This is a genomic window from Nostoc sp. T09, from assembly GCF_002154695.1.
In the GTDB taxonomy this organism is placed as follows: Bacteria; Cyanobacteriota; Cyanobacteriia; order Cyanobacteriales; family Nostocaceae; genus Aulosira.
Genome location: NZ_MTAV01000073.1, coordinates 14,409 through 35,928 on the forward strand (window position 1 = coordinate 14,409; position 21,520 = coordinate 35,928).

Annotated in this window: 13 protein-coding genes; 6 read left to right on the forward strand and 7 right to left on the reverse strand. The window is 40.2% G+C overall.

Translation table 11 applies throughout. The features are described from left to right. Positions 1-528 precede the first annotated feature (528 nt). The gene (locus BV372_RS15685) at positions 529-1,956 is read left to right on the forward strand and encodes a right-handed parallel beta-helix repeat-containing protein (protein ID WP_086687427.1); all 1,428 of its coding nucleotides are present in this window, start codon (positions 529-531) and stop codon (positions 1,954-1,956) included. 753 nt (positions 1,957-2,709) lie between these two features. On the opposite strand, the gene BV372_RS15690 is transcribed toward BV372_RS15685, so the two are convergent. The 3 genes from BV372_RS15690 to BV372_RS15700 all read right to left on the reverse strand — a co-directional run bounded on the left by BV372_RS15690 (position 2,710) and on the right by BV372_RS15700 (position 7,234). Beyond that, entirely contained in the window at positions 2,710-4,665 is a 1,956-nt protein-coding gene (locus BV372_RS15690; RefSeq protein WP_086687428.1) for a choice-of-anchor Q domain-containing protein, read from the reverse strand. Positions 4,666-5,375: 710 nt separating this feature from the next. Further along, on the reverse strand, positions 5,376-6,269 hold the full coding sequence (locus BV372_RS15695; protein WP_086687429.1) for an ABC transporter ATP-binding protein: 894 nt from the start codon (positions 6,267-6,269) through the stop codon (positions 5,376-5,378). A 191-nt stretch (positions 6,270-6,460) separates the two neighbouring features. Then, positions 6,461-7,234 carry an ABC transporter permease gene (locus BV372_RS15700; RefSeq protein ID WP_086687430.1) on the reverse strand — a complete coding sequence of 258 codons (774 nt, stop codon included), beginning with the start codon at positions 7,232-7,234 and terminating at the stop codon, positions 6,461-6,463. Between the two features lie 297 nt (positions 7,235-7,531). Between BV372_RS15700 and BV372_RS15710 the strand changes: the two genes are divergently transcribed. The 5 genes from BV372_RS15710 to BV372_RS38385 all read left to right on the forward strand — a co-directional run bounded on the left by BV372_RS15710 (position 7,532) and on the right by BV372_RS38385 (position 14,751). After that, positions 7,532-8,734: an alpha/beta hydrolase gene (locus tag BV372_RS15710; protein ID WP_086687432.1), complete on the forward strand. Its 1,203-nt coding sequence runs from the start codon at positions 7,532-7,534 to the stop codon at positions 8,732-8,734. Between the two features lie 275 nt (positions 8,735-9,009). Next, positions 9,010-9,516, forward strand: coding sequence for a hypothetical protein (locus BV372_RS15715; RefSeq protein WP_256973242.1), 507 nt, complete (start codon positions 9,010-9,012; stop codon positions 9,514-9,516). 400 nt (positions 9,517-9,916) lie between these two features. Next, the gene (locus tag BV372_RS15720; RefSeq protein WP_179198111.1) at positions 9,917-12,145 is read left to right on the forward strand and encodes a glycoside hydrolase family 10 protein; all 2,229 of its coding nucleotides are present in this window, start codon (positions 9,917-9,919) and stop codon (positions 12,143-12,145) included. Between the two features lie 250 nt (positions 12,146-12,395). Then, positions 12,396-13,592 (forward strand): aryl-sulfate sulfotransferase, encoded by a 1,197-nt coding sequence (locus tag BV372_RS15725; RefSeq protein ID WP_256973243.1) that lies wholly within the window; start codon positions 12,396-12,398, stop codon positions 13,590-13,592. Between the two features lie 88 nt (positions 13,593-13,680). Further along, complete coding sequence (locus tag BV372_RS38385; protein ID WP_373270773.1) at positions 13,681-14,751, forward strand: glutathione S-transferase N-terminal domain-containing protein; 1,071 nt, start codon at positions 13,681-13,683, stop codon at positions 14,749-14,751. 252 nt (positions 14,752-15,003) lie between these two features. On the opposite strand, the gene BV372_RS15735 is transcribed toward BV372_RS38385, so the two are convergent. The 4 genes from BV372_RS15735 to BV372_RS15750 form a co-directional block, all read right to left on the reverse strand. Beyond that, positions 15,004-16,506 (reverse strand): Rieske 2Fe-2S domain-containing protein, encoded by a 1,503-nt coding sequence (locus BV372_RS15735; RefSeq protein WP_086687435.1) that lies wholly within the window; start codon positions 16,504-16,506, stop codon positions 15,004-15,006. A gap of 355 nt (positions 16,507-16,861) precedes the next feature. Beyond that, entirely contained in the window at positions 16,862-18,343 is a 1,482-nt protein-coding gene (locus tag BV372_RS15740) for an HlyD family efflux transporter periplasmic adaptor subunit (RefSeq protein WP_086687436.1), read from the reverse strand. A gap of 20 nt (positions 18,344-18,363) precedes the next feature. Next, entirely contained in the window at positions 18,364-20,589 is a 2,226-nt protein-coding gene (locus BV372_RS15745) for a peptidase domain-containing ABC transporter (protein ID WP_086687437.1), read from the reverse strand. Positions 20,590-20,773: 184 nt separating this feature from the next. After that, positions 20,774-20,962, reverse strand: coding sequence for a hypothetical protein (locus BV372_RS15750; protein WP_086687438.1), 189 nt, complete (start codon positions 20,960-20,962; stop codon positions 20,774-20,776). Positions 20,963-21,520 lie beyond the last annotated feature (558 nt).

The following is a 21,520-nucleotide window of genomic DNA, read 5'->3' on the forward strand; positions in this document are numbered from 1 at the left end:
AGAAATTTGTGAGTAGTTACGACACCTTTGTGATTGCGTTGAAAAGAAAGTTAATTAATGCTCTCAACTTTCTTTTCTCTGTTTATTCTCATCTTACATGAACTACTCCAACCTGCTTCGCGGATGTTGAGGTTGATGTATAGCCAAAATCTTTTGACTTTTTATTTATGTCACAGCTTTGGCTGTTGTATTCTAATCAGTTATACATTGTGACAGATTTAAAAGTGGCATAGGTGTACCATGTGCTACAAAAACGGATGGTAAGCTGAGTCAGGTTTAAGCAAAGCGATTTCACCCAAACAATCGCATGACAAACAAACGTAAGATCGTTTGTAAAATATTTACCAATTTAGCGTCATCAGTGAAGGCTTTAGTTAGCTCAAAATTTGGGCTGAGAGCCTTTACAGTTACTATCCAGGCATCTATAGCGATCGCGAATATTTTTTGAACGGTGATTTGCAGATTTCCGTTGCCTCAAACCAGGAGTGCGCTACTAGAATTCTCAAACACCTTAGGAGTCGCATAATTATGTTTTTAGATCAACCGGTTGCAATAACCCAACCTGTCAATCTTGGCAATGGTGCTGGGTCAAAAGCTGAATATTCTGATAATGCAGACTTGTCTGCACCAAAGTTGATACCTACAGATGCTAATGCAAGTACAAAAATAGCTCAGAGTAATACTCGTAAGACTTACTATGTTTCTGGCTCTGGAAATGATAGAAATAATGGCTTGCAGGAAAGTACTGCATTTCGGTCGCTGCAAAAGGCAGCAGACTTAGTAAAAGCAGGCGATACAGTTCTAGTTATGAACGGGACTTATACGCAGGCTAATCCTTACCAGGAAATTATGCGGATTAATAAAAAGCAAGGTACGGCAAGTGCTCCAATTACCTTCAAAGCTTATCCTGGACACAAACCCTTCATCAAATCGAAAAATTTCACTGGCATTAAACTTATTGGCTCCTCTTACATTACAATCGATGGTTTGACGTTAGAGGGAAACAACGACAATATCACTTTGCAGTATGCACTACAGCAAAAAAACAACCTCAACAATCCCCAAACCTCAGGTAATGGAATTGAAATTCGTGACTTTTCTCACCACATAGTCATTCGTAACAACAAAGTCTCGAAGTTTGGTGGTACAGGAATTAGTTCTGTCAAAGCAGACTATCTCACATATGAGAACAATGTTGTGTCTCAGAACTGTTTTTATACCCCTTGGGGAGCCAATGCTCTAGGCGTGATGTACAGCTGGAATTCCGACAACAATACCAGCCAATACAAAATTATTATCCGGGGCAATACTGTTTACGAAAACAAAAGCTTAGTTCCCTGGAGAGACGCTGGGAAAGTGACAGAAGGTCATGGAATCATGATTGATGATAATAAGAATACCCAGCAGAATTCACTTCATCAACTCTATAGAGGCAAAACTTTAGTTGCAAACAATATCTCCTTTAAAAATGGTGCTGCTGGCATTCATGTCTATAGCAGTGCCTACGTTGATGTAGTTAACAACACGACCTATCAGAATTCACAGTATCCTGATACTAAACAATACGGAGAAATTTCAGCGATCGCTGCCGATCAGGTAAAAGTGTTCAACAACATCATGTATGCCCGTAAGGACGGACCAGTAAACAATACATCGCAATCCAAGAACCTTCAATACGACTACAACCTAGTCTACAATTCCTCCAGATTAACCACTTCGCTAACTCACAATGTTCTTGGGAAAGACCCACTATTTAGCGATCCAGCAAGGGGCAATTTCACCCTCAGATCTGGTAGTTCCGCAATTGATACTGGAGCTAACAATTTCAGTGGTATCAACGCACCGAGCATCGATCTGCTAGGCTTAAACCGTCCACAAGATGGAAATGGCGACGGGCGTCCAGTTGTGGATATAGGTGCATTGGAAGTTCTTTCAAAATCAGCATCAGCAAAGTAACGCGAGAGCAAAGCGATTCAATTTGGAGAGATTGATGGGGTAATAGGGTAAATAGGACTGCTTGTAAAACTAAGTTTGCAAGCAGCCAAGCAAGGGTAAAGGGAAATTCAATTCCTTTTACCCTTTTTCCCTTGAAAAGCCTGATGAGCGCAGTGTTAAATAGGGTAAAACATAGATGTTTATAGAGCAATACGGTTCAGATAAGCCTGCCTACGAAGGCTTTCCACAGGATAGCCTTCACCTTTAGGTGACACGGTCTTGTATTTGTTATTAGAAAATAATCGCGCGATGCCTACGGCGCGGCGAAGCCATCGCCTGCTATACAAAAGCTCTAGAATTTAGAAATGGCAAAAGTTTCCGGAGAGTGACAGAACAGGGATATGTAACAATATCTACCTACTTCAACCTAAAATCCTTGTAAAGCCTTCATGCCATATGAAGGCTAGTCCAGTTTATCTGGTCATCCTTTCAGGCTCAAAGGTTAGCTGTTGAGACTGGGTGTAAGAGTTTTGATCATCTACATCATTAAACCCTCATACCCTTACACCCTTTGTCCAAACTCTTGATTTTTCGTATCACTGCGTAAGTCTTCTACTAAAAAAAATTCCCCACAGAAACAGATCTAAGGGGATAAGTAGGGAATTTTAAAGGAATTGGTATTGCATATATAATTTTTTGTAGCGTAGACAAAGTCCACACTACAAAAAAAGGGTAATTTATCCAGCGCTACTTTTTAGAGATTGCAACCAGATTCTAACAAACGAAATCTCTGGCAGTTACATTACTGCTGTTGACGTTACCCAGCGTCAAAAATGCTTGAAATTGATTGGGGCTGGCGTCACCATTTGGGTTAATGCTCACAACGGTATTAGAACCAACCTGCGCTGTTTTTATATAATCCTTAAAAGGATTAGAGCTCAGAAACTTGCTACCATCGATAATTTTGCTGAGGTCAATCAAGTCTTTTCCGGGTTCAAAATATTGGATAGTATCGCCTTTGTCTAAAAAGCTTTGATAAACAAATCGGTCGTTACTCCCTCCGCCACTCAGGAAATCGCTACCCTTGCCACCCATCAAGACATCATTACCTTCACCACCTTGAATGATATCGTTGCTATCACCACCGTTGATAATGTCGTTACCATCACCGCCTTTAAGAATGTTGTTACTAGAAATCCCTTGGAGGGTATCGTTACCTTTAGTACCCCGCATGATATTCGGGCCTGGCATACTTGTATTAATACCTGTTGTGCTCAACTGAGTGGATATCTCAAAGGCTCCAACATCTGGTTTGGTATCTCGTACCATTCCTCGTTCATCAATAGTGGGTATACCACTACCTGTCTTACCAGTATTGATGGCGGGGCTACCTACTAAAAGAGAATGCACTAAAGAACCACCAATTGTTTGTAAAGGGCCAAGGAGAGGGTCAACAATCCGACTACCTGATACCACTCGGCGACCTTGTGAAGGAGCTGGAAACTCAATGTTACCACCACCATCTTTTAGTTGATACCCAACCTGTTGTTGTGATAAATCGCCTGCTTTATTCTTAGCAACAATTGAGTTAGTGAGGGTTACAGGCGCTGCCGGATCGCCAATCCAAACTGCCCCACAAGCTCGTCCGGCAGAGTTATTGACGATAGTGGAATTGATAATATTGACGGGGGCGGATTTGTCAGTATTCACAAACATTGCCCCACCTGCGTCATTGGTCACCTTATTCCCTGAAAAGGTGCTATTGATGATATTCTTTGTTGAGCCACCATCTAACCACAAAGCCCCGCCTTGTTGGACAGATGTATTATTAGCAAAACTAACATTGCGAATTGTGAGAGCAGCATTACCTCGCAATGCGCCTCCTCGAGCAATACCTTTAGCACTCAAGTTAGCTGTATTACCAACGACAGTACTATTTTCAAGAAGGATCTGGTCTGAACCGTAACCATAAAGGAAGAGTGCGCCGCCTTCTCCTTTAGTTGTATTGCCTTCAAACCGACTGCCACGGATAGCAATTACACCTCCAACAGTGGAACCAGGCCCTACTGGGTTAGCTCCATCAGTAAAGATTGCACCACCACCAACATCACCTTCTGAACTATTATTGCGGAAGACTGAATTTTCTACAGTCAACTTACCTAGTAGGCTATAAATTGCACCGCCATTCACTCCTTTATTATTGGTGAATTGGCTATTTTTGACAGTCAGCTCACCAGAACCATAGGTGGCGATCGCTCCACTGCTAAAGCCAGACTTTGCTAAAGTACCATCGTTACTGTCAAAGCTGCTGTTTAGTACTGTACCTTTGCTACAGTAGCCGATGTGAATCGCTCCACCCATACCACCGCGATTATTAGTGAATCGACAGTTTTCAACCGTTATACTGCCATAGTCAACGACTCTGATACCACCGCCTCTTTCAGTGGTGCGACCATCGGCAATGGTGAGGTTACGGACGGTTGCATCAACATGTCTCCCGACCTCAAATACTCGTCCAGTACTGTTGCCGCTAATCTTTAAATTTGCTGCCCCTGTGCCATCTATTGTCAGATTCTTCGTAAGATTAATTTGCCCACTGGTGAGTTTAATGACTTGATTGGCAAGGTTAGAGGCAAATTTGATGGTGTCTCCTGTTTGTGCAGAAGCGATCGCAGATCGTAAAGAACCTGCTCCACTATCAGCAGCAGTAGTCACGTTAATAATAGTCATGCTTTGAATTCCCTTGAATGAAGAACGTTTTCAGATCGACTTTTTGGATAGAATCACGCTTTGTTGTGATTCACAAACAGTCGAGATGATGGGATTCAGAGCACCCTGCTATGATGATTTTTTGATAATGAGGAATAACTGGAAATATCAACCGAAATTTGCAGAAAATCCGCTAACATCGCCTATTATCCCCTGACTAGAGATGCAACAATTTATCCTTGTGTTGATTTGGTTGAATCAGCACAATTAGGTTAATGCACACTTTATAACTTCACCCAAACTTTTCCGCTATGACAAATTTACCGAGATACAAGTTACAGATGTAACTTGCTCTTATTTTTTTTGCCCAGACGAATTTACTTAGACGATGTTACACAATTTGCCATCTTTATGCAACCTTTATAAAAAAAATATCTCAATTTTATTTTTTTGATTCCATATTGATAAGCTATTGAGAGCAAACTCCAGCATAAGTTTGATAGAAGCTATAAATTTACTGCAACAGCGATAATGTAGAAATTGACAATGTAAAGAATACGTGTTTTAAACAAAATAATAGATGCAATCGCTACCTTGTGCTTAAACGCATATTAACACAAGATAGTTACTTATTGAGATTGAGATGCAATCAAAGATATTATTGAGCATCAGGAGCATAATCAAGCGAAATACCTCAGGAAGCCTTTCTTTTATGTAATTCTCAGATCTTACTAATTGTGTTGCATGATTTCCACATAAATATGCTCTAAACGTACAGGTTGACGGGAGATTGAATTAATAGCTATGCCCTCAAACCGTGTAATAACTTCTTTTAATTCCAAAGGCTCTGGTAACCAAAAGGCCAAATCACTACCATAACGCCTATGCGTGAAACCATATTCTTTGGCTCTTGCGATCGCTTGTTCTTCAAACTCAGTCTGCACTAATATGATTTCTTGGGCTGGAATCAATGTGCGTAATTCTGCTAAACTACCCTCAGCCAAGATATGACCATTTTTTAGTATGCCAATTCTCTGACAAAGACGCTCTGCTTCCTCTAATAAATGAGTTGTTAACAAAACTGTAGTTCCTTTATTTTTCAGCTGGCGAATCAACTCCCAAATCTCATATCTTGCCTCAATATCTAACCCGGTCGTCGGTTCATCAAGAATCACTAGCTGTGGCTGATGTATTAAAGCTACTGCAATATTTAACCGTCTTTGCATCCCACCACTGAGTTTCTCTACCGGATTTTTTGCTCTATCTAATAAGTTTACAGCTACTAGAGTTTCTGCTATTATTCTCTGGCGTTTCTTCCGGTCTACTCCATAAATATCAGCAAAAAACTTGAGATTCTCTTCACAAGATAGACTTTTATAAAGTAAATTTTCTTGAGGCGCAACCCCAATTAGCTTTTTTGTGGCTTCTGCAACTAGTTTATAATTAATTTTAATATCACCACTATCAGCCTTGAGTAAATTACAAATAATATTAATTGTAGTTGTCTTACCTGACCCATTTGCACCAATTAAGCCATAAATTTCTCCTGAATCAATATGCAAGTTCAAATTTTGAATAACTTTTCTTGTACCATAAGATTTATTGAGATTTTTAATTGTCAGCATATTTTTCAGTTTACTGAATAAAGGTAAAGAGCAGAGAAGTACAGTGGAAGCGTAGAACTGTCTTTTTTGAAAATCATAAACCAAGAATTTTAGAGAAATTTCCTTCTGCTACGCTAGTTAGTACAACGAAGGGAAACCCTCGCACAGCATTAGCCTCACCACAACGTGCTGGCTTTTCTTCCTCCTAAATTTTATAATCTCCTTTCTACTATTAACATTCGCCGATAACATAGCCATCCACAAACAATCATCACCACAGCAAAGACTAATAAAAACCAAAAGTGTGATGCAATCTCACTAATTACCTCACCCTTAGCTGAAACTCCTACAAGAGCTTCATTCATGTGATAAATTGGATTATATTTAGCGATATTAATTAGAGTTTTAGGGAAAAGGGCAGCAGGTAAAAAAGCTCCACCAAGAATTAATAAAGGCACACCAAATGCTGCAACTAGAGCATTGACATCTTCAATCCGACGAGCTAATTGTGTTCCTAAAATAAAACCTAAACCGACATAGGAAATGATAGTCATTAAAATAATTATCAATCCTAACAGAATAGAACCCTTAAAGGTAGCACCCCAAAAAGCGGCAATAGTATAAATTAACAATGTCTGACCTAGAGCAATGCAACTATGAGCTAGAAAAATACCTAAGAAGTAGGAAGTACCATTTAAGGGAGAAAGAAACAGACGTTTGAGAGTCTGCTGTTCTCTTTCTGCAACTACAGTAGCGACACTCCCACCCAAACAACTAAAAAACATTGCCGCACCTACTAAAGTTGAGGGTGCAGCATATTCAAAAGCAGCATTTATAGGTAGTTTTGCCCGTTCTGCTAAGATAAATCCGCTGAGGATTAATACTGAAATGGGAAAAATACTCCAAAATATTAAGCTGCGTCTGCGGCGCAATAGTTCAATTAAAATACGCTGAGTTACAGCTATAATTTCACGCCAATATTTCATTTGAGTTGATTTTAAATTTGCTAATTTGTTTAAAGACGATTTATCCAGTGTAATAAGGTTTAGTTAAGATTTTGAACAATAAATTAATCTGGTAGTGCCAAAAAAGATTCCTGATTCTTCTCATAGCTTGGAAATCTGAAGAGCTAAATTTATAAATTTGGATGCTAAACACAATATCATCATATTTTAAAACATTGCTGTAGATTTTAACAGTAGTATTGCAAGAACTATTTTTATTAGAGTTCATCAAGCTGCTGTAAAATTGACTGGTTAGGCTGTTTGGAAAATATATTTATTATGTCTTATAGGTACAAAATAATTTTACCCTGGCTGGCGCTGTTACTGAGCTTCACTAGCTTATTTCTCAGTTCCTGGATTTTAATTTCGGCTCCTAATATGTTTTTACTTCCCCTAGGTGTGGGAGCGCCAGAAGTCAGCCCTTGGTTATTCATATCAAATCTATTATCTTTGTTAGTGGCATTTTTATGTATATATAAGCATCAACTAAAACGTGTAGCCTGCATTTTTAGCTTAATAGGATTACTTATTTGTGGTTCTGTATTAATCAAGATTGCACCAACTCAAATGCAGATGGCGAAAGCAATGAAACAAGGGTTAGGTGAAAATTATTTAGCACAAATCCCACCTCAAGTAAGTGCTAAAATGCAAACCCATCCCTTTTTTTTAGTTAATAGCTTCCGAGGTATTCCACTGGGAAAAATACGCCACAAAACAGGAATTATATTTGCTACGCCTGCGGGAGTTCATTTAAACATGGAAGTTTACCAACCCCCAGAAGTAGGGAAATATCCAGCACTAGTAGTAATTTATGGTGGAGCTTGGCAAAGTGGCAATCCTGGCGCTAATCCTGAGTTTAATCAATATATGGCGGCTCGTGGATATACGGTATTTGCAATTGATTACCGACACGCACCCAAATATCGGTTTCCAGCGCAGTTGCATGATGTACTTACAGCCTTAAATTTTATTCGTCAACACGCAGCAGAATATGAAGCAGACCCAGAAAACATGGTAATTCTGGGACGTTCCTCTGGCGCACACCTTGCAATGCTAGCGGCTTATCAACCAGATGCGCCACCGATTCGTGCTGTGGTGAGCTATTACGGGCCAGTGAACTTAACTGAAGGTTATAATACACCGCCACGACCTGACCCAATTAATACCCGCGCTGTATTAAAAGCCTTGATCGGTGGTTCGCCGCAAGAATTAGCTCAAAAGTATGAAACTGCTTCACCAATTAATTACGTAATCAGACCTTTACCACCAACATTATTAGTTTACGGTAGTCGCGACCATTTAGTAGAAGCGCGATATGGTAGGCAGATGTATGAACGTTTACATAATTCAGGCGAAACTGCAATTTTGTTAGAAATACCTTGGGCTGAACACGCTTTTGATGCTGTTTTCAATGGTGTAAGCAATCAATTAGCTTTATATTACACCGAGAGGTTTTTAGCTTGGGCGTTCTTCAATCGATAATTTAATTATCAAGCGAAATTTTACAACTATCAAATAACCTTCTTGATTTTATAGTTGATATACAGTGTTGGAAAGGGAGTAAATGCGATCGCCACTTTGGTAAATTTCGCAATCTATCATTTAATCCTATTCCCAAACGACAACTTCCTCATTTGCTACTCGTTGATATTTAATTATAATTAACTTTTCCTCACTCTGTATTCCCCTGCATTAATTGTTGGCTTATTTTGCTTTTACACAGAGCTTTTAGTCTCTCGTGAACTACGATAGTGGTGATGTCGGACACTGCCAACCGTATCCGGATATTGGTAGACAATGCCCACCCTACTATACTAGTTATTTATATGCTCGAAATTGTTTTATTAAGTTCTTTATTATTAGTTACTCAACCCTCAACTGCTGAACAACAATTTATAAATTTAAAAAATAAATTAGAAAAATATAGTTTTCAAGTACTAATCGAGCTACCACCAAGGCGAGGAGCTTATGGTTTATTAGAAGAGCGTAGCAAAAAAATTTGGATTAATCCTGTAGTCTTTGATTTGCAAATCGCTACTCAAACTCTTATTCATGAATCTGTTCATGCAGCACAAGTATGTGCGGGCAAAGGTAAAATAAAAACTTTAGGGTTAGATATTCAACCCATCAATTATGCTCGACCATTTTTTCTGCGCTACACTGATATCTACAGACAAGATTTAGAAAGAGAAGCTTACGCAGTACAAACTCAACCTAACAATTTTGAGATAGCTATAAATCTTCTACAAAAACACTGTAAATAAAGAAGCGCATCAAGAAAAACCTATCAGTATGGCAATTGCTTCAATGGGGGAACCGTGGAAAATACTGCCTCGTTTATTAGTGGTTCATTTCGTCTAAATAAACCACATTTTTTATCTCACGCAGAGGAGGACAATTGTGCGGGGGTTTCCCGCAGGGTAGCAAATGACCCTGAAAGTATACGTCATGTACAAGCGCAAAGAACGCCCGCAGCTTGAAATGCACACTTATAGCTAGGATTTGAAATTATGGCGTAGGTATTGTTGGCACTAATCACTCACTAGCTGCGTCAATTATCTGACTCAGCTAAATCTGCATCAGTTTTTCTCATGCAGTAATTTAGTGCTTGTATTAAATGTTATAAATTAACGTCCTGTATTAAGCATAATTATTTAGGCAGTAATGGCAACTCAGTTCCATCACAAAAGTATACAATTTAACGCTTGGTTAGCTAACTTATTATTCAGACCTATGCAATTGCCTTTCATTCGTCAAGGTTGGCGATCAATTAAGCGCCTTTTACCAGTTATTTTTGCGATATCATTTGCTACAGTGTTGCTGCTGGAAAACCTCAACCCTGCAACTGCTCAACTATCGCAGTTACCTACTCAAGAAATTCGCGGGGTTTGGCTAACTAATAATGACTTTGATATTTTGAGCGATCGCGCTAAACTCCAAGATGCCATTGCTCAACTGCGCCGATTGAACTTTAACACCATTTATCCCGTAGTTTGGAATGATGGTTATCCAAAATATCCCAGTGCAGTAGCAAAACAAGCGGGTATCCCTTTCTTCTTCAAAGGTAGAGAGGGACAAGATATCATTGCAGACATCATTACTCAAGCCCGTCGCCAAGGAGTACTAGCCATACCTTGGTTTGAGTTTGGTTTCATGGCTCCTCTAACTTCAGAACTAGCATCAAACCATCCGGATTGGCTGACGCAAAAGCAGGATGGAACCCAAACTTCGATTACGGCTGCGGGTGAGGTGGCTTGGCTGAATCCCTTTCACCCAGAAGTACAGAAGTTTATTACCGATCTCGTCATGGAAATCATCACTCAATATGACGCTGATGGCATTCAATTTGACGATCACATGAGTTTACCTGTTGATTTTGGCTACGACAAGTACACAATTAACCTATATACTCAGGAAACTGGCAGCCCTCCCCCACCCAATCCTCAAGCCCAAGCATGGAAGCAATGGCGAGCAGATAAAATCACAGCGTTTATGCTTCAGCTAAACCAAACTGTGAAAGCCAGAAAACCCAATGCAATTTTCTCTGTTTCTCCCAATTACTACGACTTTGCTTACAAATATCAACTCCAAGACTGGCTCAACTGGGTGCGGTTGGGTATTGTAGACGAACTTGTTGTCCAGCTTTACCGTAATGATTTGGAAAGTTTTTACAGTAAACTGACAAGCCCAGAAATCATAGAAACACAACAATTAATACCAACTGGTATCGGTATTATGGCAGGGTTGAGAAATCGCCCAGTTTCCATGCAACACATTCAGTCTCAAGTCCGGGCGGCTAAACAACGCGGTTTAGGTGCCACCTTTTTTTACTATGAAAGCCTTTGGGACTATGCACCAGAATCAGTAGCACAGCGACAAGCTGGCTTTCAAGAACTTTTTGCTAATCCTGCTGTGCGCGATACGGCTCAAATTACAGCCCGCAAGCCCAGTTTTAATACAATATCAATTCCTTTGTATACAAAAGGTTCCATCGGTCAACGGGTGCGCGGCTATTTTATGGAGGTAGCAATAGCAGGTGGTCAGCCAAAACGTTTATTAATGGATACAGGTTCTGCTGGGCTGAGAGTTCCTAAAGAATTTTTAGGGAATGCTCCCATTAACAGAACAGGTCAAATTATCAAAGAAGTATTAAGCGATGGTACTGTCCTAGAAGGAGAGTTAGTTTACACAACTATGCGGATTGGTTTCATCTCCACAGAGGAACCTATTCCCGTGCAAATCGTTACCAGTCGCCAATGTATCCCCCAAAAACCTAATTGCTCTGCGAAAAGTGGTACGCCATTCTCCGGTATTATCGGTGTCAACTATTCTGAAAAGGCACTTCCCTATAATCCATTAAGAAAACTCCCAGGAAATCTCAGTAACGGATTTATCGTTAGTGGTAATGGCGGTAGCAGCAACAACGGTAGCTTGATTCTCGGTTTAACAGCAAATAATCGAGAAGCTTTCAAGATGGTTTCTTTAAGTCAACAACCTGCGATTAATGGTATACCCGGTAACAGGTGGGACGCTCGACTCAACGGAGTTTGTTTAACTATCTCTGGGAGTTCAATGAAAAACACCTGTAACGGTAAAATGGTCGCTGATACTGGAATAAGTAGTGGTTTTGCGGAATTTAAGTCTGCTTCCCTAATGGGTAAACTCAAACCAGGAAAGTTACGCCCAGAAAATGCGCTCAAGGTGGGAATTCCTCGCGTTTTTGACTACAGCCTTGTACCCGGAAACCGTGACGGGTTTAATCTCTGGAATATCAATGTTTCTGCAAAGGCTGATAATCCTGTGGTTGTGAATAGTGGGATTGGATTTTTTGACAAATACGATGTACTTTTTGATCCAGTTAATGGGCAACAAGGTTTTCGGAGTCGTAGTTAAGTTTGTATAGGATTCATACTTGATTTCTGAAATATACGCAGATTTTTCAATAATCAAATCGGATTCCTATAGTTTTAAAGTACACCTTGTTAAGGGTGTACTTTTTTATATTTGTAGGCTATTTTAGTAATTTTTTATCAGCTTGCTATCCATAGATATGTATGCAATAATCAAAAGTTGATTTTACTAAATACGGTTAACCTACCGATTTTAAGTAGTTTTTCTAAAAATCTGATATGGAAAGCAAATCATGTCTGCTTTCCATACTATCCAAGCATTGATATCACGCAGATTGAAGGCTGAGAAATTCAGTAAAATTATGACATTAGCAACTACTTTTGTTGAACAAAATACTATTCGTCGTCGGGGTACTGGCTTAAAAGCATATAATCCTGAAAAAGTTTTCTCTGGGTACACACTTTTTACACCACTTACTGGTAAAGGTGAAGTCTACTTAATTAATTTGGAAGGTAAAGTCGTACATCAATGGCAACTACCATATCCTCCAGGTTTATATGGCTATCTTCTACCTAATGGCAACCTCTTCTATAACGGGAAAACAGCAGAGATTCCACCACGTTTCCCTGTCTGGTCTTTGTTTAAAGGTGGGGTAGTTTTAGAAGTAGATCCCCAAGGTAAAGTTGTGTGGCAATATCATCATCCAGACCATCATCATGATGGTCGCCGTCTGCGTAATGGCAACACAATTTTACTAGCTTTAGAAAAGATACCAAAATCTTTAGTTTCCCAAATCAAAGGTGGTGTAGCTGAGACAGAAGTAGATGGTGATATCTATGCTGATGTCATTCATGAAGTAACTCCAGAGGGTGAAATAGTTTGGAGTTGGCACGCTTACGAACATCTCGATCCAGAAAAATATGTAATTACAAAACAAGACCAACGCCATGAATGGACACATGGCAACACAGTTGGAGAACTTGCTGATGGCAATATTGTTTTGAGTTTCCGTAATATCTCAACAGTGGTAATTGTTGAGCGTCATACCGGAAAAATCATCTGGGAACTAGGAGATGATGTTCTTGCTCAACAACATTTTCCTAATGAATTACCTAACGGCAACTTGCTAATTTTTGACAATGGTGCCCATCGGCAGAAGGTAGCTTTGAATTTCTCCCGTGTTATTGAAGTAAATAGACAAACCAAGGAGATAGTTTGGGAATATACTGATAACCCACCACATAACTTTTTCAGTTCTTATATTTCGGGTGCACAACGCTTACCTAATGGCAATACCTTAATTACCGAGGGTGCTTTTGGTCGGATTTTTGAAGTGACAGCAACAGGAGAACTTGTTTGGGAATATATTAATCCTTACTTTGCGCCTCAAAATGCTCCTGGCGAATCGGCATTAGTAGCTAAGGGAGAGCAAAATTCAGTTTTTCGTGCTTTTCGTTATGCTCCTGAAGAAATACCTTGGCTGAGTTAATTCTTAATAAGAGTCAAGGTTTAAGGATGAGAAGTGATAAATGCCTAATGCCCCGTTTCCTTATTTTGTTGAATTACAGAGGTAAAATATGGCAGAAATTACAATTTACAGTGCAGTTGTTTGCCCCTATGCTCATAGGTCGCGTTTAGTACTTTTAGAAAAAGGTGTTGACTTTGACCTAATTGAGATTGATTTGCAGAATAAGCCAGCAAATTTTACAGATATTTCACCTTATAGCAAAGTGCCAGTTATTAAACATGGCAATGAGCGAGTTTGGGAATCGGCAATTATTAATGAATATTTGGATGAGGTTTTTCCTGAGCCTTCCTTATTACCAAAGGATGCTATTAGTAGGGCACAGGCAAGAATTTGGATCGATTTTGCAAATACTCGATTTGTTCCGGCTTTCTCTAGTTTGCTGCGTTCTCAAGACTCCCAAACGCAAAAACAAGCTACACAAGAACTAGAGCTTCATTTGCGATTTATTGAAAACGAAGGCTTGGGAAAATTATCGAGTAATGGTCCCTATTGGTTTGGCGAAGCTATCAGTTTAGTTGACTTGACATTCTATCCTTGGTTTGAACGTTGGTCAGCAATTGAGCATTATCGAGGTTTTAAATTACCAAAAGAATTCACTAGAATACAAAGATGGTGGGATGCGGTAAGTCAACGAGAAGCTGTGAAGGCGATCGCAAACTCAAAAGAATTTTATATAGAGCGCTATGCTAGATTTGCCGCACTCCCGACGAAAAAAGTTAGCGAGGAACTAAGTTCGGCCGGACAAGTCACTCCCGAACAATTACAACAAGCAGCAAAGCAAGGATTTAAGTCAGTTCTAAATCTGCGTTCTCCTAACGAACAAGGTTTTTTACATGAAGAACAGCAGCACGCACAAGCCGCAGGCTTAAATTATGCTAACATCGCGATCAATCCCTCGGAAGCAAATCAAGAATTGGTAGAAAAAGCCATCTGGGAAATAGACAATTTACCTAAACCAGTATTAGTTCATTGTGCTGCGGGTGCAAGAGCAACCGCTATAAGTTTAATTGCTATTGCTAGCCAACAAAAACTTACACCAGAAGAAATCAAACTTAAAGCACAGGAACTTGGTTTAAATTTAGATCAACCCCATTTACAACAATTCTTGCAGCAAGAGTAATCTAAGTGAGGATTTTAGTCCTCATTTTGAAGACAAAAAATAAGATTCCCAACTTATTGAAGAAGCCGGGAATTTATCTCTTGTAATTAGACTGTAGGGTGGGCATTGCCCACCTGACAACGTTATTAATTGATAAAACGATACTGATTATTAATAACCAGCATTTTTATCTACGACATTCCGTAAAGGTTGTCCGTTGTAATAGCGTCTGAAATTGATAAAAAGTGCGGTGACATGAGGAAGACAAATCTATTAGTCATTGTGGGCGTGTTCAAACTCATAAACGTAAAATAATCGGCTCAATTTCTGCAACAAGTATCCTACCACTGCAAATAGCGTTGCGCCTGCAAGCGTCCACCAGAATCCGATAGGGGGAAAAACCGTTAAAAGCGGTATCGGTATGTGATTTACAGATGCTAGGGCAGCCTTTACCGCTATAGCCCTTGCATCAATAATTACACCTACAAACAAACAAATTACAGCCAACCCATAAGCTAATACATAAAGGCGTTTAATATTGTTAAGAGCATCTTGACAAACAGAGCAATGTTGAGTGTGAGTTGTCCAGACATCAAAAAGCTTTTGCTTATCTAGTTCTGCGGGGGAAAGATTAGAACTATGCCCACAAGCCCAAGGGATACTACCGCCAGCTTTTTTTTCTAACCACTGGCGAAATGTAATAACCATTTTGTCTTGAGGATTGGGTGTATAGACTGCATCCAGCCATCGGCTATTTTGCCGTTTTGCTAGAATCTTCTGTTGGTAATGGAGAAATACCAAATCTTGATGTAAAAATAAGGATGATAAAACATGACCTAGCCAAGTTGGCAATGGTAGACCAAATATTCCTAATCCTTTGGGTGTTTTTCCGGACTCATTCTTAACCAATACTTGGCAGCCAATATGACGACACCATCCTGGACGAGTTGGGGTAGCATATAATGCCAGAATGAGTTTGCCACCATCAACAGACGTTGAGACAATTCTCATATGGCAGGGTGGTTGAAAATCGTGTATCGCTTGCTTAATTGTGGGTGCTGTCGGTGTGATTTCAAAGGCAAACCCTTCTTGAGTAGACATCTGCTTGATGGAAAGCATGTCATAGTAATTAGCATCTTTATAGCGATCGCCTACAATACCGTGGTGGGAGACAGGCACATGGGCAGGGTCAGCAACATTCTCCATAAAAAAGTCCCATCCGTAAGCTAAATCACGGATATTCCAAAACAAATGTCTTACTTGAAGTGACTTATCCTCAAGTTCTGGAATAATTCTTGGTGTTCTCAATTGACTTTCAAGCTGTGCTTCTTGTCCTGACTCAGCCCAAACCCACAGTAGACCTTGAAGTTCTTGTGTTGGATAGCTAACAGCACATGACCTAGAGTTTGAGCAGTGCACAGAGGCTGTTTGCTTATCTTTTGACTGGGGAATACTCACACAGTTACCCTGCGAATCAAAACGCCAAGCGTGGTATGCACATAAAAGTGTGCCATCAGACTCAACACGCCCTTCAGAAAGAGGAGCTAGTCGATGCGGACAACAATCTTCAAAACAAGACCATTTGTTAAAATTGTCTCGCCACAGAACAAGATCCTTTCCTAGTAACTGTATTGCGTGTGGGCGAGATGGATCTAAGAAATTTACAACTGCTACCGGATACCACTGCTTTGTCCATTGGAATATTTCTTCATCTTGTTGATGAAACTGTCCAATAGCGTTATTCATATCACCTTGCAAATTGCTTTTAGTAGTCATGAGTGTTTCTTCGACCTTGTTTTACTAATAAGTTTGCCTGAAATGGGGAGAGATTACATCAAGTTTTACGTCTTTCTTGCCAATCGACATAGAAAAAGAGAATTGCCAGCAAAATATAGCCCAATACGGTTCAGTTAAGAAAATTCCTCTGTGGAGGCAAGGGAACAGGGAACAGGGAACAGGGAACAGAGGCAGACAAAACAGGCTTATCTGAACTGTATTGAAATATAGCCAATAGCCCAAGACGCACCAGTTCCAGTGGCAACTCACGCCGCATTTACCAATGGACAGCCGGAAGAATCGTTTATTTTATTTGGCAATGGCGATCGCGTAGCGTAGGGCGATCGCCTGATGGTCACAAGTTTGTAATTAACCTAGCTCTCCTAAGCATGTATTTCAAGACTGTCTCTCGTCGCGAAATAATATCAGCTCTGCCTTGCATTCCCGGCTGAATAGTACACTGATGGTTGCTTCTACCTAAGGACAAGGTATCGGGCAATATTGTCACCTCGTAGAAAGAAGAATTGGTAACGTTGGGCAAAGCCTCACCCTTTTGAGATTTAATGGTATCTTCAGAAATGTGACTAACCACACCTTTAAGAGTACCGTAGTCGGGATAGGGACAGGCAGAAACCTGCATCTGTACCTGTTGACCTTTTTCTAACTGGCTTACATCTTCAGGTGAAACAGCAGCTTTGATGACTAAGGGAGCATTGCTAGGGACAATTTGAGCAATTTCCTCGCCTATACGCACCGATTGGCCTGGGTTTCGTAAATTTAGCCCAGAAATTATCCCATCTTCGGTAACTGTAATCTTGGTTTGGCTGAGGTCGTTTTCCACTTGTTGTAGTTCTTTAGTATCCTGTTGCAGCTGATTCCGCATTTGAATTCGCTGCTGAAACAGTGCTTCCCATTCTCGGTTGAGGGTGGCGAGAGTGGCTTGACCGCCAGCACTTTCTTGGGCAATACTCTGTTTAGCGATCGCAACTTCTGCATTACTAGGGTTAAGAGCAGCTTGAGTGCGTTGCAGTTTGGCTCGCATTGCGGCTACGGCTTGTTGTTGCTGGGCAATAATTTGTTGTTGCGCCTCAATACTGGCTCGTCGCATCTCAACTGCTTGTTGTTGTTGCACTACCTCTAACTGCACTTCTTCTAATTGATTGAGAGATAACGCTCCTGCTTGCACTACCTTTTGATAGCGATCGCGTTTAGTTTGGGCTGCTTTCAACGCCGCTTCTGTCGATTGCAGATTAGCACGAGATGAGCGTAGCTCGATTTGTGCTTGATACCATTCTTTTTCTGCTTTGCTTAAGTTCGCCTGGGCTTCTTCAACATCCGCCTTAGCAGTAATTTGTTGATCTCGATAATTGCGTTGGGCGCGATTGAGTGCGGCTTGAGCCGAATTCACCGCACGATTTTTGCGTTCTGTTTCTGCTTTAATTTGACGATTTAGTGCCTTAATTTGAGCATCGATTTGCAGTAGTTGCAATTGCGTCTGCTGGATATTGCTTTGCAATTGGCTTTTTTTCGTTTGCAGGCGAGAGTCATCAATAGTGGCTAGTACATCTCCCTTTTTCACCGCCTGATTTTCATTTACAAAAACGTTTGTAATTTGACCTTCTGTCGCTGCTTGCACTAGCCGTAATTCTCCCGTAGGCCGGACAGTTGCCTGTCCTTTAACGGTTACCTTATATTCAATCGCAGAAGCAAGTGCGATCGCTCCCCCAACACCACCAACAAGTACCAAACTGCCTAGTGTTACCCAAGGACTAATCGGCGGGAGAAAATCATTGCTTTGAACTTGGGGTAGAGAGTTTGGGTTTAAGTAGCTAACCATGACAGTTTTTTTAGTAGAGATTAGCGAATGCTGGTTGAAGAACTTCCATTGAGATGAAAACTGGCAGGATTTTTGGCAAAACCATTTACTGATAAATCAACACCACCGAGAAAGTCTAAATGCTCACCAGGTTGATGAGATAGAGCTTCTGGAGAACCTTGAATTTTTAATTGTCCTTGCTCTAGCATGACAATCCAATCGGCTTGCTGGATGACTTTGGGGCGGTGGCTAATCAAAATTGTGGTTTGACCTTGGCGGTGAGTAAGCAACTGGTTTAAAACTTGAGCTTCACTAACTGGATCGAGTGCGCCAGTAGATTCATCTAAAATCAACACTGGTGGGTTATTGACAATGGCTCTCGCGATCGCTAATCTCTGCTTTTGACCACCAGAAAGATTAGCGCCAAATTCCCCTAAGACAGTTTGATATTTATCGGGGAGTTTGCTAATAAACTCATCAGCCCCAGCAATCTCGCAAGCTTGCACAATCTGCTCAAAGCTAATATTCGGCGAACCTAAACGAAAGTTTTCCATAATCGACCGACTCCAAAAGTGTGCATCTTGGGGAACTAGCACCACTTGTTGTCGTAGACATTCTAAAGAAAGGTCTTCCAAGTTATAAATACTGAAGCGAATATTACCAGACTGAAGCTGATATAAACCTGCAATCAATTTAGCCAAAGTACTTTTACCGCAGCCAGATTTACCAATTAAGGCAATCACCTTACCGCCAGGGATAGTGATGGAGAAATCTTGCAACAAGTCAACTCTGCCTGCATGATGAAAGTTGAGGTTGGTACAGGTGATGCCTGCGTTGCTTTTAATTGTCACCCAAGGCTTTTGACTGTTATCTAAAGTTTCTGGAGTAGCTTCAATAACTTCCGTGAGGCGTTGAGTAGCGGTTTTGGCACGAGTGAATTCATCAACAAAGTCGATAGTAGTTTCAATAAAAGCGGTAAAGTTAGCATTCATACTATTAAATGCTAGTAACATCCCAATAGTTAATTCCTGATGAATCACCAGAGTACTGCCGAACCACAGCAAGGCAATACTACCGATGCTGGAAACTAAGTTTGAGAAGATACCGTTGATAATACTAATTTGAATAGTGCGGAAGGTAAAGTTAGCAAGGCGACTAAATCTAACTTGGAATTCTTCCCAGAATTGGGGAGCAGCCGCAGTAGTTTTTAGGGTAATCGCGCCTTTGAAAGTTTCGACCAAAACCCCTTGGTTTTCGGCTGATAAGACCAAAACACTGCGAATCTTTTGCTGTAGGGTGGGTAAGAAAGCCACTGTAGAGAGAGTCATTAAAAGAGCGATCGCACCAGCCAAAGCTGTGAGTTTTATACTGTAAAACAGCATGAAACCTAGGGAAACTAGGGCGATAAAAAGTTGGCTAGGTAAACTAACAACGGCTTGAGAAATTAACTGATTAATTTGTTGAATATCTTCTAGGCGACTAACAATTTCGCCACTGCGCCGAGATTCGTAATAACTTAAAGGTAAGCGTAAAATTTGCCGTCCAAATTCAAAAATTAGCCCTAGTTGCAGACGTTGAGCAAAGTGAGCGATCAGATTTGATTGCGCTAATCGCAGGCTACTGCTAACCAAGCGCATGATAATCACTGCAATAGCAACACTAGTTAGAAGTTGCATATCTCCGCGAACTAGCACATCATCAGTCAGGATTTGCAGCAAAAATGGAGAAGCGAGGGAGAGTAAACCTAGAACTGAGTTAAGCAACAAAGTTTGGACAACAATGGCGCGATATGGCCAGACACGCTTAAGGAAGCGCCCAAAACCGCCAATTTTATTTTTTTCATCTTCCTGAGAAAAAAAGCGGACTGGATCTGGTTCGAGGAGAAGCATTACTCCATCTGTCCACGCTTCTAGGAGCCACTTTTTTTCTAGATAACGGATACCGACACCAGGGTCAGCAACAACGTATTTATTGCCTCGCTTGCCATATAAAACCACCCAATGATAGCCTTTCCAGTGGATAATCGCTGGTAAAGGAATAGTTTTTTCGTTAAAAGCTTCCAGAGGTAGTTTAACTGCTCGTGCATTAAAACCAAGGCTCTCAGCGCCTCGCTTCAAGCCTAGTAATGTAGTTCCTTGTTGTCCAGTTCCTACACTTTCTCGAATGCGCTTAATAGTGAAATTTTTACCGTAATATTTGGCAATTGAAGCAAGACTTGCAGCACCACAGTCTTCTTCGCTGTGTTGTTTAACAATTTGGTATTTCATATTGATTATCGATGCTTAATTTTATATTTAATTTTTATGATTAATATATCTTTTTTAATCAATATGCATTTAATAAAAGAGTAAAAGTTAAGGATTAAGAATTTTATATTTATCCTTACCTTTTACCCTGAATAGTCAAGTATTACGCTAATACTTTTGTGGCTATGCCAATGAAAACATCTGACTAGTTAGTAGTAGTAGTAGTGCAGGTTGTCATTTTGGGTTGGCCGTTGAGCCTATATGTAGTGGTACAAACCTGTGTTGAAGCACCGCCACTTATAGCTTCTAATTCAGACTCCTTTAGTTCATACGCTGAAATAACAGCCAATTCAGTATTGTTTTCTGCCAATTGTAAATGCTGTTCTTTAGACATGATTTTTCTCCTTTGTTTACAGAAATTCAAAATATCTAGCAGTCATTTTTTTCAAAAGGGTAAGCCAATACGGCTAATTAACCCTAATTAATTGGGATAATGTAAGGTCTTTTAAAAGCCAGATTTTCATCTGAACCACAGCTTGCTTATAGATTAGTCAGCGCTCAGTTTTAAGCCTGGATTAAGCCTTGGCAATGTGGTTAACAAAATTGAACTTAGCTCGCTTGCTTTACCTGTTTGGTTTTGAACCCTTTCATCAGAGTTAATGGGGTAGTGTTTTTTGATTTATGCACTTGTCTCCATGTACAAGCTGTTGTTTTAAAAAAAAATAGCTACAACATTTGTCAGCGTTAGGTTATAGCTATTAATCTTTAATTCAAGAAAAGTTTACAAAGTGCGTTTGGATAGCAATCCTATCTGGATTGTGAAGGGATATTCACTCTTATACCAATTCACGAAAATCGTGATACATATAGATTTCGCGTAGGGGTTTAGCATTGCTCATACGTGTCAACTTAATGTGAAACCCTTTTGGTTGACAAGGTTTTGTCCTCATCC

Coding starts and splice junctions, on each gene's coding strand:
- BV372_RS15685 (WP_086687427.1), top strand. CDS start 529: ATGTTTTTAGATCAACCGGTTGCAATAACCCAACCTGTCAATCTTGGC.
- BV372_RS15690 (WP_086687428.1), bottom strand. CDS start 4,665: ATGACTATTATTAACGTGACTACTGCTGCTGATAGTGGAGCAGGTTCT.
- BV372_RS15695 (WP_086687429.1), bottom strand. CDS start 6,269: ATGCTGACAATTAAAAATCTCAATAAATCTTATGGTACAAGAAAAGTT.
- BV372_RS15700 (WP_086687430.1), bottom strand. CDS start 7,234: ATGAAATATTGGCGTGAAATTATAGCTGTAACTCAGCGTATTTTAATT.
- BV372_RS15710 (WP_086687432.1), top strand. CDS start 7,532: ATGTCTTATAGGTACAAAATAATTTTACCCTGGCTGGCGCTGTTACTG.
- BV372_RS15715 (WP_256973242.1), top strand. CDS start 9,010: ATGTCGGACACTGCCAACCGTATCCGGATATTGGTAGACAATGCCCAC.
- BV372_RS15720 (WP_179198111.1), top strand. CDS start 9,917: ATGGCAACTCAGTTCCATCACAAAAGTATACAATTTAACGCTTGGTTA.
- BV372_RS15725 (WP_256973243.1), top strand. CDS start 12,396: ATGTCTGCTTTCCATACTATCCAAGCATTGATATCACGCAGATTGAAG.
- BV372_RS38385 (WP_373270773.1), top strand. CDS start 13,681: ATGGCAGAAATTACAATTTACAGTGCAGTTGTTTGCCCCTATGCTCAT.
- BV372_RS15735 (WP_086687435.1), bottom strand. CDS start 16,506: ATGACTACTAAAAGCAATTTGCAAGGTGATATGAATAACGCTATTGGA.
- BV372_RS15740 (WP_086687436.1), bottom strand. CDS start 18,343: ATGGTTAGCTACTTAAACCCAAACTCTCTACCCCAAGTTCAAAGCAAT.
- BV372_RS15745 (WP_086687437.1), bottom strand. CDS start 20,589: ATGAAATACCAAATTGTTAAACAACACAGCGAAGAAGACTGTGGTGCT.
- BV372_RS15750 (WP_086687438.1), bottom strand. CDS start 20,962: ATGTCTAAAGAACAGCATTTACAATTGGCAGAAAACAATACTGAATTG.